Source organism: Microcoleus sp. PH2017_35_SFW_U_B (assembly GCF_020737865.1).
GTDB lineage: Bacteria > Cyanobacteriota > Cyanobacteriia > Cyanobacteriales > Microcoleaceae > Microcoleus.
In genome coordinates, this window is the sequence record NZ_JAEQDE010000035.1 from 30,925 (window position 1) to 46,919 (window position 15,995).

The 15,995-nt window shown below is 47.6% G+C and carries 9 protein-coding genes; 5 read left to right on the forward strand and 4 right to left on the reverse strand.

Annotation, left to right across the window (positions count from 1 at the left end):
- Positions 1 to 44: 44 nt before the first annotated feature.
- Positions 45 to 1,100: a circadian clock protein KaiA gene (locus tag JGK36_RS09425; protein ID WP_325314823.1), complete on the reverse strand. Its 1,056-nt coding sequence runs from the start codon at positions 1,098 to 1,100 to the stop codon at positions 45 to 47.
- A 306-nt stretch (positions 1,101 to 1,406) separates the two neighbouring features.
- Here JGK36_RS09425 and JGK36_RS09430 point away from each other — a divergent pair, with 306 nt between their 5' ends.
- The 4 genes from JGK36_RS09430 to JGK36_RS09445 all read left to right on the forward strand — a co-directional run bounded on the left by JGK36_RS09430 (position 1,407) and on the right by JGK36_RS09445 (position 12,430).
- Complete coding sequence (locus JGK36_RS09430) at positions 1,407 to 4,640, forward strand: hybrid sensor histidine kinase/response regulator (protein WP_293197534.1); 3,234 nt, start codon at positions 1,407 to 1,409, stop codon at positions 4,638 to 4,640.
- Between the two features lie 330 nt (positions 4,641 to 4,970).
- Positions 4,971 to 9,839 carry a DUF4347 domain-containing protein gene (locus tag JGK36_RS09435; RefSeq protein WP_293197535.1) on the forward strand — a complete coding sequence of 1,623 codons (4,869 nt, stop codon included), beginning with the start codon at positions 4,971 to 4,973 and terminating at the stop codon, positions 9,837 to 9,839.
- A gap of 80 nt (positions 9,840 to 9,919) precedes the next feature.
- Entirely contained in the window at positions 9,920 to 10,795 is an 876-nt protein-coding gene (locus JGK36_RS09440; protein ID WP_293175643.1) for a tetratricopeptide repeat protein, read from the forward strand.
- A 420-nt stretch (positions 10,796 to 11,215) separates the two neighbouring features.
- Complete coding sequence (locus tag JGK36_RS09445; RefSeq protein WP_293189787.1) at positions 11,216 to 12,430, forward strand: glutathione S-transferase family protein; 1,215 nt, start codon at positions 11,216 to 11,218, stop codon at positions 12,428 to 12,430.
- Positions 12,431 to 12,690: 260 nt separating this feature from the next.
- Here JGK36_RS09445 and JGK36_RS09450 read toward each other — a convergent pair whose 3' ends face one another.
- Entirely contained in the window at positions 12,691 to 13,164 is a 474-nt protein-coding gene (locus JGK36_RS09450) for a hypothetical protein (RefSeq protein ID WP_293155973.1), read from the reverse strand.
- A 296-nt stretch (positions 13,165 to 13,460) separates the two neighbouring features.
- On the opposite strand from JGK36_RS09450, the gene JGK36_RS09455 reads away from it, so the two are divergent.
- A complete protein-coding gene (locus tag JGK36_RS09455; RefSeq protein ID WP_293175639.1) occupies positions 13,461 to 13,679 on the forward strand; it encodes a helix-turn-helix transcriptional regulator in 219 nt (72 codons plus the stop codon).
- Here the strand turns inward: JGK36_RS09455 and JGK36_RS09460 are convergent.
- Together JGK36_RS09460 and JGK36_RS09465 are read right to left on the reverse strand one after the other, a co-directional pair.
- Positions 13,666 to 13,866, reverse strand: coding sequence for a hypothetical protein (locus JGK36_RS09460; RefSeq protein ID WP_293197537.1), 201 nt, complete (start codon positions 13,864 to 13,866; stop codon positions 13,666 to 13,668). The genes JGK36_RS09455 and JGK36_RS09460 overlap by 14 nt on opposite strands.
- Before the next feature lie 475 nt (positions 13,867 to 14,341).
- Positions 14,342 to 15,955 carry a radical SAM protein gene (locus JGK36_RS09465; RefSeq protein WP_293175635.1) on the reverse strand — a complete coding sequence of 538 codons (1,614 nt, stop codon included), beginning with the start codon at positions 15,953 to 15,955 and terminating at the stop codon, positions 14,342 to 14,344.
- Positions 15,956 to 15,995 lie beyond the last annotated feature (40 nt).

A 15,995-nucleotide genomic window follows, 5' to 3' on the forward strand; every position in this document is an offset into this window, starting at 1 on the left:
TGCTTCTTGCTTCTTCCTTCTTCCTTCTTCCTTCGTGACAACTGTCAACTGTCAACTGTCAACTGAACTTGAGATGTTTCTTTGGGAATCGATCGCCTGTACATCTCGCATAGATGAGCGATCGCGTCAATCAGAGTCAAGCGGTAATCGAGCAATATTTCCTCGCTGCGGCCTTCTAATTTTAGCTGTTTAGCAAATTCGTCCATCAATTCCATGTGAATTTCTACAACTTGAGTCACGGGAACATCGGCAAAAAAAGCTAAATTTACAAATTCATCTATTTGATTGTTGACCGCAGTATCTTCATCAAAATAATTTAAAACGATGTCGCGATAACTTGACTTGAGTTGCTCCAAAAACTTTTGCTTCTCTTCTCCCGAAAGATTTCGTAAAAAAATCTGAGAATTTCTTTTATAATACACACCTAAGTATCCTAATCGCTCCCGTAATTTTTCCGCAAGTCGGCGCTGCTGTCGTTGGAGTAAACTTTGAGCAGTCAATTGGGCCGTGGCATCGACCCTTGCGGATTGGTCATTGACAGGAACCGGAGTTGAAAGTTTCAGAAATTGTGCGATCGCCCGATCGATACTTGTACCTAGGTCGCTCGATCTCGCGATTGGTAGTTGCACCTCAGCCGGGTGATAAAAAAAAGCACAACTTTTTTGATCTTGACTCTTCTCGGCGGTACTCGCCGCGCCCTCCAAAGCATCTGAGGGTGGTGCTTCTTGGCTGCCATCCCCTGCCGGCTGGGGCAAAAAAAACACAGCAGGTAAAAAGAGCGATCGTTCTTGCAGCTTGCTCAAAAGCAATTGCAAATCCCTATCTACGTCATCTACGTCAAAAACCAAACAATCGAGGTGGTAATTGTGCTTGAGGAATCCCAAAAACTCCACCGCCGATTTAATGTGCGTTAACGTATAGCGTTCCCCGCTCAAAAGCTCGATCGCATCGCTGGCATTTTTTTCAGAGCGGATAAAAATACCGATCGACAGTTGGGGCAGCAAACCTGTAGGTGAACTACCCAAGTTGCCCGAAAGTGCTGGATCGCTCAGAGTTGATATCTCCTTATATAATAAAATACTTAACATTTTAACAATCATTTAAACATTTATTGTAACCAATCTTAACTGCAAAATATGGCGATCGGCTTTTAGCAGCGGGATCGTCAGAGTGTACTTATTGGCAGATGTGTCAAGCACCCCTATCCTGATTTCTGCAATTAAGCTTAAGGCTTAAAATAATTGGTAGTTGCCTCAAATCAGGTGCAGGCATCAAATTCGTAGGTCTCGGTGCAGATCCGGGGCTCGATCGAGAACTGGTATAAAACTAAATAAGATACAAAAGATCGGCAGCTACATTGGTATCAAAAATATTACTGCTATTGATAGCAGACTCTCAGGTTTGTTATGTCAACCACCAGCCCCAGTCTCAAAAATTTTATCGAGTTAGTGCCCCTGTGCCTCCAAACGGCGGCGCTATCATCGCTACAGTCAATTTTCAGCCAGGGCAACTGCGATCGAATTGCAGTAGTCAACGAACAGCTACAACCCCTAGGATTAGTTTACCTGAGCCGCTTTTGGGTCTGGGCGATCGATCGCACAAACGACTGGGAGCAACCTTTGTCAGCAAGTTCGCTGCCGATCGAGCCGATCCGGGTAATCCCTGGGACTCTGAGCGTCAGCGAATTCTGGGAATATTTGCAAATAGAGGAACTTAACACCCCTGCGGAGTCTGGCCTTAGCGCCGGTGGTGGCTCCAAAAGCCCGATCGGCCTGACAGATGCCAGCGGGAAATTTTTAGGAATGCTAGAGTGTCAGAGCCTGCTGCAATTCGCCGCAGTTAACAGCAGCCTGAGGCCCGAAGCCACAGCAGTCAAAGAAATTGAATTAACCACGGTTTCCGCAGCCATCGCCACAGCCCTAGGATCTCAAGTGCGCTTCCTAGAAGCAGGATTGAAACCCTCGGAAAACCTCAACTCCCTAGTCCAACTCCTAGAAAAACTGCCCCTACCCCTGAGATTGCAAACTCCCACCGGCCAAATAGTCAGCCAAAACGCAGCGTGGCGGATTTTGCTGGGAGCTGGCCCAGATCCAGTTCCCGAACCAATGGCAAATTTGGGCAAACACTCGCCCCACAAACCAAGCCATGTAGCAACAGAATACAAGAGCGTTGAAGTAGATGCCGTCACATCTGAGTGCAGGAGCCTAGTAGGAGCAAGTCGATCGGGCGAGGGGCTGCGGGATAGCTTCGCCGCGCGTGATGGAACCGCAGCCACCAGTTGTCCGCTACCCCTGTACGCCGCCGCCTCTCCATCTACCTTAACCGCTCCAGCTTGGTGTCCCACCGCCGGCAAACCAGATACATATATTTGTGATTGTCCCGTACAAACAGGTCAAGAACGGATCTGGCAATTTGTCAAACAGCCTCTCTCAAATCAACTAATTTTAGTAATGGGACAAGATGTCACCGAAGAACATTTAGTCGCCAAAGAACTAGCAGCAAAAAACGCAGATTTAATCCACCTCAACCGACTCAAAGACGAATTTTTGTCCTGCATCAGCCACGAACTAAAAACCCCTCTCACCGCCGTCCTCGGTTTGTCCAGCCTCCTCAAAGATAAATTGATCGGAGAACTCAACGATCGCCAAACACGCTACGCCAAACTAATCCATCAAAGCGGGCGGCATTTGATGACAATAGTGAACGACATTTTAGACTTGACCCGCATGGAAACCGGGCAGCTAGAACTAATTCCCGAACCAGTCGAAATAGCAGCCACCTGCAAAAGAGCCTTTGAACAAGCAAAACAACTGCAACAGCAAGAAGAAAAATCACCTTCCCAGCCCAGCCAAACCAAGGGCGAAGCTTCTCAAGAAGAACCACCTGTAAAAATTGAATTTACACTCGAAATAGAGCCGGGACTGAGCTATTTAATTGCCGACGAACTAAGGCTGCGGCAAATGCTCGTTAACTTGCTTTCCAACGCCCTAAAATTCACCGAAGCTGGCGGCAAAATAGGATTGAAAGTAAATGTTTGGGAAGGTTGGCTCGCCTTCACAGTTTGGGATACCGGCATCGGCATCCCGGCTGACAAACAGCACCTGATCTTTCAGAAATTTCAACAGCTTGAAAGCCCGCTCACCAGGCGCTTTCAAGGAACCGGACTGGGACTGGTACTGACTCAACGGCTCGCCCGTCTCCACGGCGGAGACGTTTCGTTTATTTCCTCAGAAAACCAAGGCTCTGAATTTACATTGTTGCTGCCCCCAAATCCTCCGGGAAATAGCGGGGAAGAATTCCCAGCACATACAGGGAACGAGGAAGAATTATTCAAACCAAAATATCAGATTCCGATCGCCAATTCTCGCTCTCGTTTAGTGTTAATAGTCGAAGCAGTTCCTAAATATATCGAAGATTTAAGCAAAGTCCTCTCTGGTTTGGGCTACCAAGTAATAGTCGCCCGTTCCGGCACCGAAGCGCTGGAAAAAGCTCGCAGGTTCAGTCCCGAAGCGATTTTCCTCAACCCGCTGCTGCCGCTGCTGTCCGGCTGGGACGTGCTGACGCTGCTGAAGAGCGATCCGGATACTCGATCGATTCCGGCGATCGTCACAGCCACCAGAGGCGAAAAAGAACGGGCTTCTGTCAACCGCGCCGAAGGCTTTTTGAGCTTGCCGGTGGAAGAAGCCGCTTTACGGCGGCTGTTGGCAGACTCGATCGGTCGCCCCGATGCCAGTACGAGCAAGGTCAGGAGTTCTTTAACCGTGTTGTGGCTCAGCCCGCAAAACAGTTCCTCTCAAGGTTCTGCTTTACTCCTCAACCCCAACTACTGCCGAGTTTTGGAAGCAGACGACCTCGGCCAAGCAGAACTCGTGGCCCGAATTTGGCGGCCCGATGCGATCGTCTTGGACAGTACCAGCCAACTGCAAAACCCCTTAGCTTTTATCGAACAGTTAAGTCTGTCTCGAAATTTGGGTGCTCTGCCCTTAGTGACTTTAGACCCCGTAACGACGCAACTAGCAAATCAAGTCAAAGGATTGTCGGTATTTCCCTGTTTGTCAGGCGGGAGTCCTGAAGGCAGTGAAACCTCAGGCACCGGGTTGGGGGCATCTGCCTTGTGGCAAGTGATTCAAGTAGCTGCGGGCATGAGTTGGAAGCCCAGCATTTTATTTGCTGACATTTTGACATTACCGGACTTGCACTGCACGACTCGGGTGAATCCGACGGGAGAATTGGCAAAGGGCGATCGATCGACCAAAGCCGAGATTCCCGTACCCCATGCCAAGTTTTCTACTCCCAACTTTCAAGCTTTGATTCAGTACATCCAAACGGCCGGCTTTCGAGGGGCGATCGCTCCCTGCTGGACAGAAGTTTTGCAGCAATTGCAATATCAAAGTGTGGACTTAGTGTTGCTGTGCTTGCGCGATACTCCCTCAGAATCGTCCGCGATGCTGCAAGCGCTATCGAACCTGCGGCAAATGGCTGTCAAACTGCCAATTTTAGTCTGGGACGATCGATCTGCTGTAAATTCGGAATCGGAGGCGATCGACTTTCTGCTGCAAGAAGTATCTGCCAAAATTTTGCCTTCTTCCTTGTCAGCAGCACAATTGTTAGACAAAATTCAACAGAGCATTCAGGGGTAACAGCGGTTCCATTGGTGTCAACTTAAGGTTCATTCCACAGTCCGACAGGGGTTGAAACCCCTGTCTAATAGAAGACAGTCCTCTCAAAGAGGACTCAAGAACTCATCAGTCCTCTTTGAGAGGACTTGCGCTTTGAGGCAGGGGTTTAAACCCCTGTCGGACTCGCGGGCCCACTAACGGACTTGGCGGGCTGACAGCTTAAGTTGACACCTATGCAGCGGTTCATAAAAATTAACCCAATTATCTTGGTAATTACTCATTATCTCGCCTAAAATGACTTATTTATCATAAAAATCGAACCATCAGGAATAAATAATTGGAGCGAAATCTATGACGAGTACACCTAAAATTTCGGAACTCGCCGTCATTGATTCCAGAGTAGAAGATTTCTCAACTCTCGCCGCCAGCGTCAAACCGGGAACAGAAGTAATTGTACTCAACCCCGAAACGGACGGAATAGAACAAATTGCCACCGCACTGAAAAACCGTACCGATATCAAAGCCGTTCACATCATCTCCCACGGCGAACCGGGAAGTTTGTTATTAGGTTCAACACAACTAAAATCAGACAATCTCGATAGCTATCAAAAATCTTTAAAACAGTGGTTCTCGCCATCAATTTCAAATTCCACACCTGACATTCTCCTCTACGGTTGCGAAGTTGCTCAAGGAGAACAAGGCAATAATTTCATCTCAAAATTAAGCGAAATCACAGGTGCAGATGTTGCCGCTTCCGACGACTTAACCGGAAATGCAGAATTAGGCGGCGACTGGATCTTAGAAAAAGCAACTGGAAATATTGAAACACCTTTAGCCTTTCAAATTGGAGTAATGGCAGCTTACAAAAGTATCTTGCCTAACTTTAATGTCACAGATACTGTCACTCTTGCTAATGCAATTAACACTTCTATTGACAGCGATACAATAACTTTACTCAACAACATTACTCTCAATGCTGACCTGCCAATTATTACTAAAAATTTAAATTTTATTGGCAACGGTTTCGGAGTTAGCGGTAACAATACTAGGCGAGTTTTTTGGATCGGGAACGATGTCGCTCAACCTCCGACGCTGACTACTCCTACTGTTAATTTTACTAATCTGAAAATTATCAACGGATTGGCTAAAGGTGGCAATGGCGGTAACGGTTTTACGGGTGGAGGTGGAGGTGCGGGATTAGGAGGCGGTGTTTTTATTCTGAATGGAAATGTCACGTTTAATCGAGTGATATTTGATGGCAATAGGGCGATCGGCGGTAATGGCGGCAACGGCATTACAGGGGTCAATGCAGGCGGTGGTGGCGGGGGAATGTTTGGCAATGGCGGTGACGGCGGTGCAACTGGTGGAGGCGGAGGTGGCGGCTTAGCGGGCAATGGTGCAAACGGTACGGCCAACGGCGGTAACGGGGGTGGTGGCGGTTTGCTTGGGGGAACTGCGGGTGCTGGCGGCGTCTTAAGTCCCGGCACTGATGGGGGTAACGGCGCGGGCGGTGGTGGCGGTGGTGGTGGCCCTAACTTTAACCCGAGTAATGGTGCGATCGGTGGTTTTGGCGGTGGCAGCGGCGGGGGCGGCAGCAGCGGAAATGCGGGAGGGGTTGGCTTTTTTGGTATTGGGCAAAGTGGCTTTGGGGGAGGTGGTGGCGGTGCTGGCAACGACAACGGGTTTGTTCGTAGTCGCGGCTACGGTAATTTTGGCGGTGGAGAAGGTGGTGGCGGTGGTCGTCATCTTAGCGACACTCCAATAGGCTGGGGCGGTGATGGTGCTAGTTCTGGCGGTGGTGGCGGTCGAGGTATAGGAGGTGCAATTTTTCATCGCTCAGGCGCTCTTACCCTCACTGACAGCACCTTCACTAACAACTTAGCAACAGGCGGTGCTGGTGGCATTGGCAGCGCAGCTAATAATGGCTTGGCTAATGTGGGTTCAGGCGGTGCTATTTTTACCAGAGGTACAGTAACGGTAATTAACAGCAGTTTCTCTGGCAACATAGCCAATAATAACAGCAGTGAAAATGCGGGTTTGGGAGGGGCGATCGCTGTTATAGGAAATGTCAGCTTGACGGGTTCAACTATCTCCAACAACACGGCAGGTATTGGAGGCGGTGTTTACAACGAGGTTAGCGGAACTCTCACCGTAACCAACAGCACTATCTCCGGCAACACAGCTAACAGCACATTTGGTGCAGGAGGAAATGGCGGTGGGATTGCCAACTTTGGCGGTGACATTTCCTTCCCTGGAGGCAGTCTTACTGTAACTAATAGCACTATCTCCGGCAACACAGCCAGTAACTTTGGTGGCGGAATTTCTAATTGGGGAGTTGCAACCCTAACTAACAATACAATTGCGCTAAATCAGGTTACAGCAGGCAACGGTGGCGGAGTTTCTAATTTTCCTTCCGGCCCTACTCCTACCACAAATGTCAACAACACGATCATCGCTGGCAACACCGCTACAACAAATCCCGATGTCACTGGCACTTTTAACGGTAATAAAAATAATTTAATTGGCAATCTTACAGGCAGCACAGGCTTCAATACCGCAGGCACTGACAAATCTTTCGCTACCCTCGGAATCACTAATATCAGTCAAGTTCTCAATCCAACTTTAGCCCTGAATAACGCGCCAACTAATTCGCCTCTAACTCACGCACTGATTTCCAGCAGTCCTGCGATCGACACCGGAAACAATGCTAATATTCCCGCAGCAATTACTACCGATGAACGCGGGACGAGTTTTCCGCGAATTCAAAATGCGACTGTCGATATCGGCGCATTTGAGTTGCCACCACCGATTATTAATGTCTCGGAAAATGGTGTCAATATTCCCGATAACACTGGCAGTGTTAATTTTGGTATTACTCCTGTCGGCACTCCGATTACTAAAACTTTTACTGTCACGAATACGGGTGCAGCTAATGTAGTTCTAACGCCTTTAATTGCCCCTGCTGGCTTCAGTTTGACAAGCGGTTTTGGTGCGACAACTCTCGCCCCCGCTGCATCGACAACATTTGCACTGACATTCCCAGGTGTCAGGAATACTAGCGGTACGCTTCAGTTTGCGAACAATGTTAGCGATCGCAATCCGTTTGACTTTACGATTAGCGGTACAGTTGCTAATATTCCGACGGTTAGCTCGATCGCCCGTACCACACCTAATCCAACGAATGCTACGACTGTTAACTATACGGTAACATTCAACGAAAACGTTACCGGAGTTGACGCCACAGATTTTGCGGTGACGGGGACGGGGGTAACAGGAAGTGCGATCGCATCTTTAACAGGTAGCGGCAATACCTACACAGTAGCTGTCAACACAGGCACTGGCGACGGCACCTTAGGATTAAATCTTGTCGATGACGACAGCATCAAAAATACTGCCAACATCCCGCTAGGCGCTACGGGTGCGGGAAATGGCAATTTTACAGGGCCGATTTACGCGATCGACAAAACTCCTCCTACTGCCAGTTTGACTCCGGTTGGTGCGATCGCGACGGCGGGCGGTAGCAGTCAAACTTTAACTGTGACATATAGCGATGCAAGTGCGATATCTTCGTCAACTCTCGACAGCAGCGACATCCTCGTCACGAATGCCAGCGGTTTCAGTCAACAGGGAACCCTGGTAAGTTTTGCACCTGCTGGAGACGGTACGCCTCGCGCTGCAATTTATCAAATTGTACCTCCAGGCGATACTTGGGATAGCGCGGACAACGGCACTTACAGCGTGCAGTTGCAAGCAAATCAGGTAAGCGATACTGCTGGCAATTTAGCGGCGGCTAACATTTTGGGAACTTTCGCTGTGAATGTTGCTGCGCCAATTCCGACTCCAACGCCAACTCCGACTCCCAATCCAACTCCGACTCCCAATCCAACTCCAACTCCGACTCCAACTCCGACTCCCAATCCAACTCCAACTCCGACTCCCAATCCAACTCCAACTCCCAATCCAACGCCAACGCCAACTCCAACTCCGACGCCAACTCCAACTCCAACTCCGACTCCAAATCCAACTCCGACTCCCAATCCAACTCCCAATCCAACTCCAACTCCGACTCCAAATCCAACTCCGACTCCAAATCCAACTCCCAATCCAACTCCAACTCCCAATCCAACGCCAACTCCCAATCCAACGCCAACTCCCAATCCAACTCCGACGCCAACACCTACACCGACGCCAACACCTACACCGACTGATACGCCGACACCAACTCCAACTCCAACTCCGACTGATACGCCGACGCCGACACCAACGCCAACACCGATTGATACGCAAACTCCGGCACCAACGCCGACTCCAGCCGATCGCACTTTCAATGACTGTATTTGCGATAAGATCGATCGCCCGGATCTCAATAAACCCGATACTGCCGATAATATTATCAATAGCAACGGGAGTAGCGAAATTCAGTTTGGTACTGCCGGAAATGATGCTTTTTTTGGCAGCATAAATCCCAATTTATTTGCAGCGGAAACAGGCGATGACAACTTAATCGGCGGTGAAGCAAACGACACTTTTAACGGCAATGAAGACAATGATTTTATCGATGGCAATCAAGGAGACGACCTGCTTTTTGGCGGCAAAAATCAAGACTTTATCCTCGGCAATGAAGGTCAAGATTCAATATATGGAAATCTCGGCAGCGATTCAATTAACGGCGGCGAGCAAAGCGATTTAATTAACGGCTGTGAAGGTGATGATTTTATCGAGGGCGACCAAGGAAATGACAGCTTGCTTGGTGGCAAAGATAACGATCTAATTCTCGGCAGTCAAGGTGAAGATTCGCTGTTAGGTAACATGGGCGACGATACTGTTTGCGGTGGAGAAGGTAACGATTTATTGAGGGGCGATGAAAATAACGATCTGTTAGATGGTAGTGCCGGAAATGACTGTATTTACGGAGGCGAAAATAGCGACACTCTCATCGGTTGCAGCGGTAACGATACCTTGAGCGGCGATTTGGGTAATGACAATCTTTGGGGAGGTACAGGTAACGATGTATTTGTGTTAGTTTCCAATGGCGGATTCGATACAATTGGCGACTTTACTGTGGGTGAGGACAAGTTGGCATTAGCACCGGGATTGACGTTTGATATGCTGAGGATTACTCAACGAGAAGGCGCAACTTTTATTAGTTTGAGCAGTGGCGAACCTTTGGCAACTATTTTAGGGGTGCAAGCTAGTGCGATCGCCCTTAATATAATCTAGTCCTGCAAGGCTTATTTGGAGAATTATGAGTTATTATAGGCGATCGAGAAACCATTATATTTTTTGCTGGGGCTGATAGCGTGCCTAATCGTCTTCCTCTAATATCTCTGTTACTCGCACTCGGTTTGTGGACAATGCCCAAGCCCGTTGCCTGTCAGGCACTCCTGCCTTACACCCTGCAAATCGACTCAGCCGGACTCGAACAGACAGCCTTGAGCCTTGCAGAACGAGCCGTTCAGCTAGCGAGACTCCAGCAGTTCCAACTCGCCGTCCCCAGCGCCGAACTCGCGACGCAGTTAGCCCCCAAGAATGCTCAAACTTGGACTTTGTTAGGCAGCTTGTACCTTCAAATCGAGCAGTTTGACAAAGGCATTGAAGCTTTAGGGCAAGCTCAATCTCTGTCGCCAGAAAATGCGTCAATTAAATTTGTCTTGGGAGAAGCTCACTTTCGGAAAGCCAACTACGAGAAAGCAGCCGAATACTTGCAAGCAGGGTTAAAAATAAAGCCCGACACTCCGGGCGCATTATTTGATTTAGGTAACGCTTTTTACAAGCTAAAGCAGTTCGATCGCGCGATCGCCCAATATGAAAAAGCCTTTGCTTTAGAAAAAAAACTCTGGCCCGCTATCAACAATATTGGATTAGTCAAATACGAAATGGGAGATATCGATAACGCCATCCGCCGCTGGCAAGAAGCGATCGCGATCGACGACAAAGCAGCAGAACCAATGCTAGCTCTAGCAGTAGCACTTTACACCAAAGGCGACAAAGAAAAAGGTTTATCCCTGGGAGAAGCCGCCCTGAAATTGGACAAACGCTATGCCACAGTAACTTTTCTCAAAGACAACCTCTGGGGCGATCGCTTGATTGCAGCCACCCAAAACTTCCTGGCAACTCCCCAAATTAAAGCAGCACTCGCCAAAATTCAAGACGCCCCACCATCTCCCCAATTGTAACTAGAATTCTAGTTAGGTTAGTCGTGAGGATGGAGAGTCCTAAAAGCATTTTTTAGCTGAGGAGCCGTGTAAAAATAACTTGATCAGGTGCATTGCTAAACTGTATTTAATTTAAAGGCTCCAATTAAAAAGTTACGCAACTTATTTTTACATGATTCCTGAGCAAAAATGTACTCTTGGATATGGATTCCAAGGCAGATCCTTAGAATCAGTTAATCCAATCTCCAATTTGAAATCTAAAATCTAAAATCCCAAGTCTAAAATAGTATTACCAAGAAGAATGGGTTTAAAGTTTAAAGCCTCCTCCTTTTAGGGGAAAATAAAACAAAATTATTCATTGCTCCAATCCTCTTCGTTTTATGGAGAGATAGCTGTCCCAGCTCAACTGTCAACTGTCAACTGTCAACTGTCAACTGAACTATGACATCTACTACGATGATCGCCACTCCCCTAACCTGGACACAACTAGAAGCCCTTACCGACTTTCAAGTCGATACAGTCAACGGCCCCACCAACTCTCAATCCCGCTTGCGCCTCTTCGGAAAAACCGAATCCGATGTGAGAGTCACCCTGTACCGCGACAATCATGGCTGGTGTCCCTATTGCCAAAAAATCTGGCTGTGGTTGGAAGAAAAACAAATTCCCTACCGCATTGAAAAAGTTACCATGTTCTGCTATGGGGCAAAAGAAAGTTGGTACAAGCGTAAAGTGCCGTCGGGAATGTTACCCGCGATCGAACTAGACGGCCGCATCATTACCGAAAGCGATGATATCTTAATCGCCCTCGAACAAGTCTTCGGCCCCTTGAGTTTGGGCATGAAAAACCCCGAAGTCCTTCCGCTGCGGCGCCTAGAGCGACTGCTGTTTAGAGCGTGGTGCTCTTGGCTGTGCTACCCGGCGAGTTCAACCGCAATAGAACAACACAACCGCAAGCAATTTATCAGCGTCGTCGCCGATGTCGAAGCAGCACTCGCGCGATCGCCCGGGCCATATTTTCTGGATGAGTTTGGCACTGCGGATGTAATTTTTACGCCCTACGTCGAACGGATGAATGCCAGTCTTTATTACTACAAGGGATATTCCATGCGGGAAGAAAACCCGCGCTTTGCTGACTGGTTTGCAGGGATGGAAAGTCGCCCCACCTATCGCGGCACTCAAAGCGACTTCCACACGCACGTCCACGATTTGCCACCTCAAATGGGCGGGTGCTATGAAAACGGTGAACCGCAGATGCTAGTCAACAAAACCCGCGTAGATAATGGGCCTTGGGCCGGACTCCCGGATGTCATGTATCCAGAACCGGAAACCTCCCGCGCTGAAGCACTCCAGCGCGTCATCAAACACCGCCACAAGATCGTTCAAGTCAACCCTGCTGATGACAACTTATTCGATGAGGCTTTGCGCTGTGCTTTAACTTTGATGGTGACTGGCGAAAGTTGTACGCCGCCGGTTGGTTCTGATGGGGCTTTGCGGTATTTGCGCGATCGGGTAAATGTGCCCCGCGATATGTCCATTTACGCGGCCAAACGGCTGAGGGAAAGCTTAGAGGAAACTGCCGCCCTCGTGGGTGACGGTCAAGGTGAGCCTATTCCCGTGAAGCACCGGCGAGATCAAGATCCGGCTAATTTTGTATAGGGGGGCGATCGGAATCAGGCGAAACGATCGTTGCTGCTGCTGGCGCAATGACTCACGCGCTTAGTTGGTGATGCAGGAGAATAATCGAGCTGACGGGGTGACAGGTTGCCTGAAAATCAGACAGTCCGGCAATCCTAGACAAATCGCCTAAAAAAAGATAGGGCAAGAAAGCTTCGGGAGCATCTCAGTTTTGCATTTGTAGTGCTGTCCCCGCTCGCACTCAAAGAAAAAATGCTTTTTACCAAAATGAGATGCTCCCTTTAGAAACTTTCCATTAAGGTTTTTTCTTGAGCGTAAACATCGCGCAATTGTTGCAATGCTGAGGCAGAAATTACCAATTTAACTGTAGCGACTAATTTACCCCACTCGTGCAAGCTGTCAACTGAAACAGCGGCTTTGAAGTTGTACGTATAAAATTTAGTCCAAAATTCTGGTGCTTGGGTGCGTTTCCAGCGTTTGTACCAGCCGAGATAGTCTTGGGTGCAGGCCGGTTTTACTTCTAAGATTGGGGGGAAATCGGCGTAGCTGACGAATCTGCTGAGGCCTTTGGCGTGTACGTACACCATGTTGTGACAGCATTCGATTCGGTAAATTTGGTCGGGCGTGATGTTGAACAAAAGTGCTACGGTTTCTTCGGTGACAAATCTCGATCGCGGATTGACCGTCAACGATTTGTGAATAATTTTTGAGGCGCCGATCGCTGACGACGATCTTAACTGATTCTCTAATATCATTGTAGTTGCATCTGGTGGTGGTAGCTCAGTCTATCTGCTAGGTGCGATCGACAGTAATTATCTCTCGGCATTAATTATAACGGGCGATCGCCTTTAGTTTCGTTGACTCTGCCGCCAAACGGATACAAGCGCCGATTTCTCCCGTAAGCGGCCCCAAACTTTAGACCAACGTTCCAGCTTCTAGATTCATCTTTAGAGTCAATCTAAAATCTAAAATCTAAAATCTAAAATCGAATGACCTGGGCGATCGCTTTTTGCTATATTATACTAAATCCAAAATTTTGTAAATAGTTTATATGAGTAAAGGTTTAGTCAGGTTGCGGGTTCGAGAGTTGGCGGCCGAGAAGGGATGGACGCTGAAGGAGGTTGCCCAGCGATCGGGCGTGGGGTACAGTACGATTAGCAATTATGCCCGCTCTCAGGGGATGGCGATGGTTGACTTTGCCGCAGTGTACAAGTTGGCCCGCACTTTTGACGTGATGATTGAGGATTTTGTGGTCATCATGGAAAAGTAGGTGCTGTTTGGCGATCGAGTTTTGATTGGGCGATCGACCTTTTGGTGGAAATTATAGCAGTTTTAAATCGGATCGACAATTGCCCCGAAATTCGGACACGGCAGTGCCGTTTCCCTGCGGGAAATTTGACGATCAAAGCAACAGTAATTGTAGGGTGTGGATCCTGCGAAGAATCCCTAACTTGCATATCGAAAATCTCAAAGATCCGCACCTCTGCACTCGCCAGATCGCAAATAAAGTCGATCGCCTAAAATCAAACTAACCCCCTAGAGCCTGAAAATAGGATAACTGTCAAACTTTCTTTTGCATTCCGCCATTTCCTAACTCTTAAACTGCAAATACTCCATTTTAAAATCTAATACGGTTTACTTAAGATTGTCTTTCGAGAGGAACGAAGCAAACTGTATCTATTTTTCATGGGAGTTTCACGACTAGCAGTACATGAGTGAACCGTATTGCTTTATATATAAGAAAGAGCGCTGAAGCGCAACTACGTACCTTTATTATCTTAAGTGAACCGTATTGCTTTATATATAAGAAAGAGCGCTGAAGCGCAACTACGTACCATTATTGTCTTAAAATCTACATTTTTCCATGACAAATGCAATCGATTGAAATATCGAGAACCAGAAATATTGATTCCAAATCTAAAATCCAAAATCTCAAATCGAATGACTCATAGCCTCAGCCAAATGCTTCTTCAAAGTCGCTTCTGGTAAGGGCCCTTTTAAATGACTCCAAGGCAAAACCTGATTTAAATCCCACTCTTGGAAAACATAAAAATCCATTTCCGGTAACTCTCCCCGCAACTCCTTAAAAGCCCGCCGATAACTTCCCAAAGTATCTCCGTAGTGTCGCACTAATTCCAACAGCTTAGACAATCTGCGATCGCCCTTCGATAGCAAACCCTGAATCACAGACCAGTTATAGCTTTCAGGTCTAAATTCTAATCCCAACTTCCGCAATTCTTTATCTAAAAACTTCAGCCTCTTCTCTGCATCTTTATTCACACCAAACCACTGAAAAGGAGTATGAGATTTCGGGACAAAAGTGCTGCATCCCAGAGTCAAGCGCAAACCCGGAGCGGCTTTTCTAATCGCCTTCATCATCGCCACTGTCTCCTCCAAATCCTCCATCTCTTCGCCGGGGATTCCCGCCATACCGTAAAGCTTAATCCCTTTTAAGCCACCAGCCTTAGCATTAATAGCAGCTTGAATAATTTCATCGTTAGTGAGTTTTTTATTCACAATCTTGCGAACTTGTTCGCTACCACTTTCCACCGCAATCGTCACAGACTTGCTATCTCTGTTTGTCAATATTTCCGCTAACTTAACTGTCACCGTGTTCGTGCGTACCGAAGAAAGACTCAGCCGCACTCCGTCGTATTTCGGATGGTTTAAATGCTCCAGCAATGCTTCAAATTCTGGGTGCTGAGTCACAGAAGCACCCAACAAACCCAAACGATTAGTCACAGCTAAACCGCGATCGATCGCCGGAATTAGCGAATCCTCCAAACTCGCAGTTCTAAATGGTAAAGTGAGATAACTTGCCAAACAGAAACGGCACATTTCTGGGCAACTCCGCACCACTTCCACCATATAAATATTTTCCCAAGCCGCTTTTTCTGTCACTACAGTAGAAGCAGACAAAGTATTGCCGCGATAAGTCTGTTTTTCCACCATACTAGGAATTTCAGAATCCACAGGATGAATCGATTTAATCCCCTCCGTGGCATCCAAATAAGTTACTTCGTACAAACTGGGAACGTAAACCCCAGGAACTTGCGCTAAATGCCGCAATTTAGTTTGTCTGTCGGCACTACGAACTTCTTTACAAGCATCAATAAAATTATCAATGAGATGTTCGCCATCTCCCAGCAAAATTACATCAAAAAATTCTGCAAAAGGTTCGGGATTCGCGGTAAGAACCGGGCCACCACCAAATACTATTGGATGATTGTCAGTTCTTTTTGATGCCCAAATCGGAATTTCTAGAGATTCCAATAAATTGAGAATATTTACATAATCGAGTTCCCAAGAAAGCGAAAATCCCAGCAATTCTGGATGTCGGGGAAGTGGTTCGTTGATATCAGTAAATAAACGGCTGACTTCAATATCCGATCGCACGGCTAAAGTTGCCCACACTATCTGATAGCCGAGACTGGTAATCCCCACCGTGTACTCGTTGGGAAATGCAAAAATAGTCGGAATAGCATCAGCATCGGGGGTTGCTGGGGCAAATAGCAGGCGTTCTTCGGCAAATGGATTAGGAGTCACGGGCAAGTTTAGCTTTAGGAAAATAATATCTCTTTCTTTT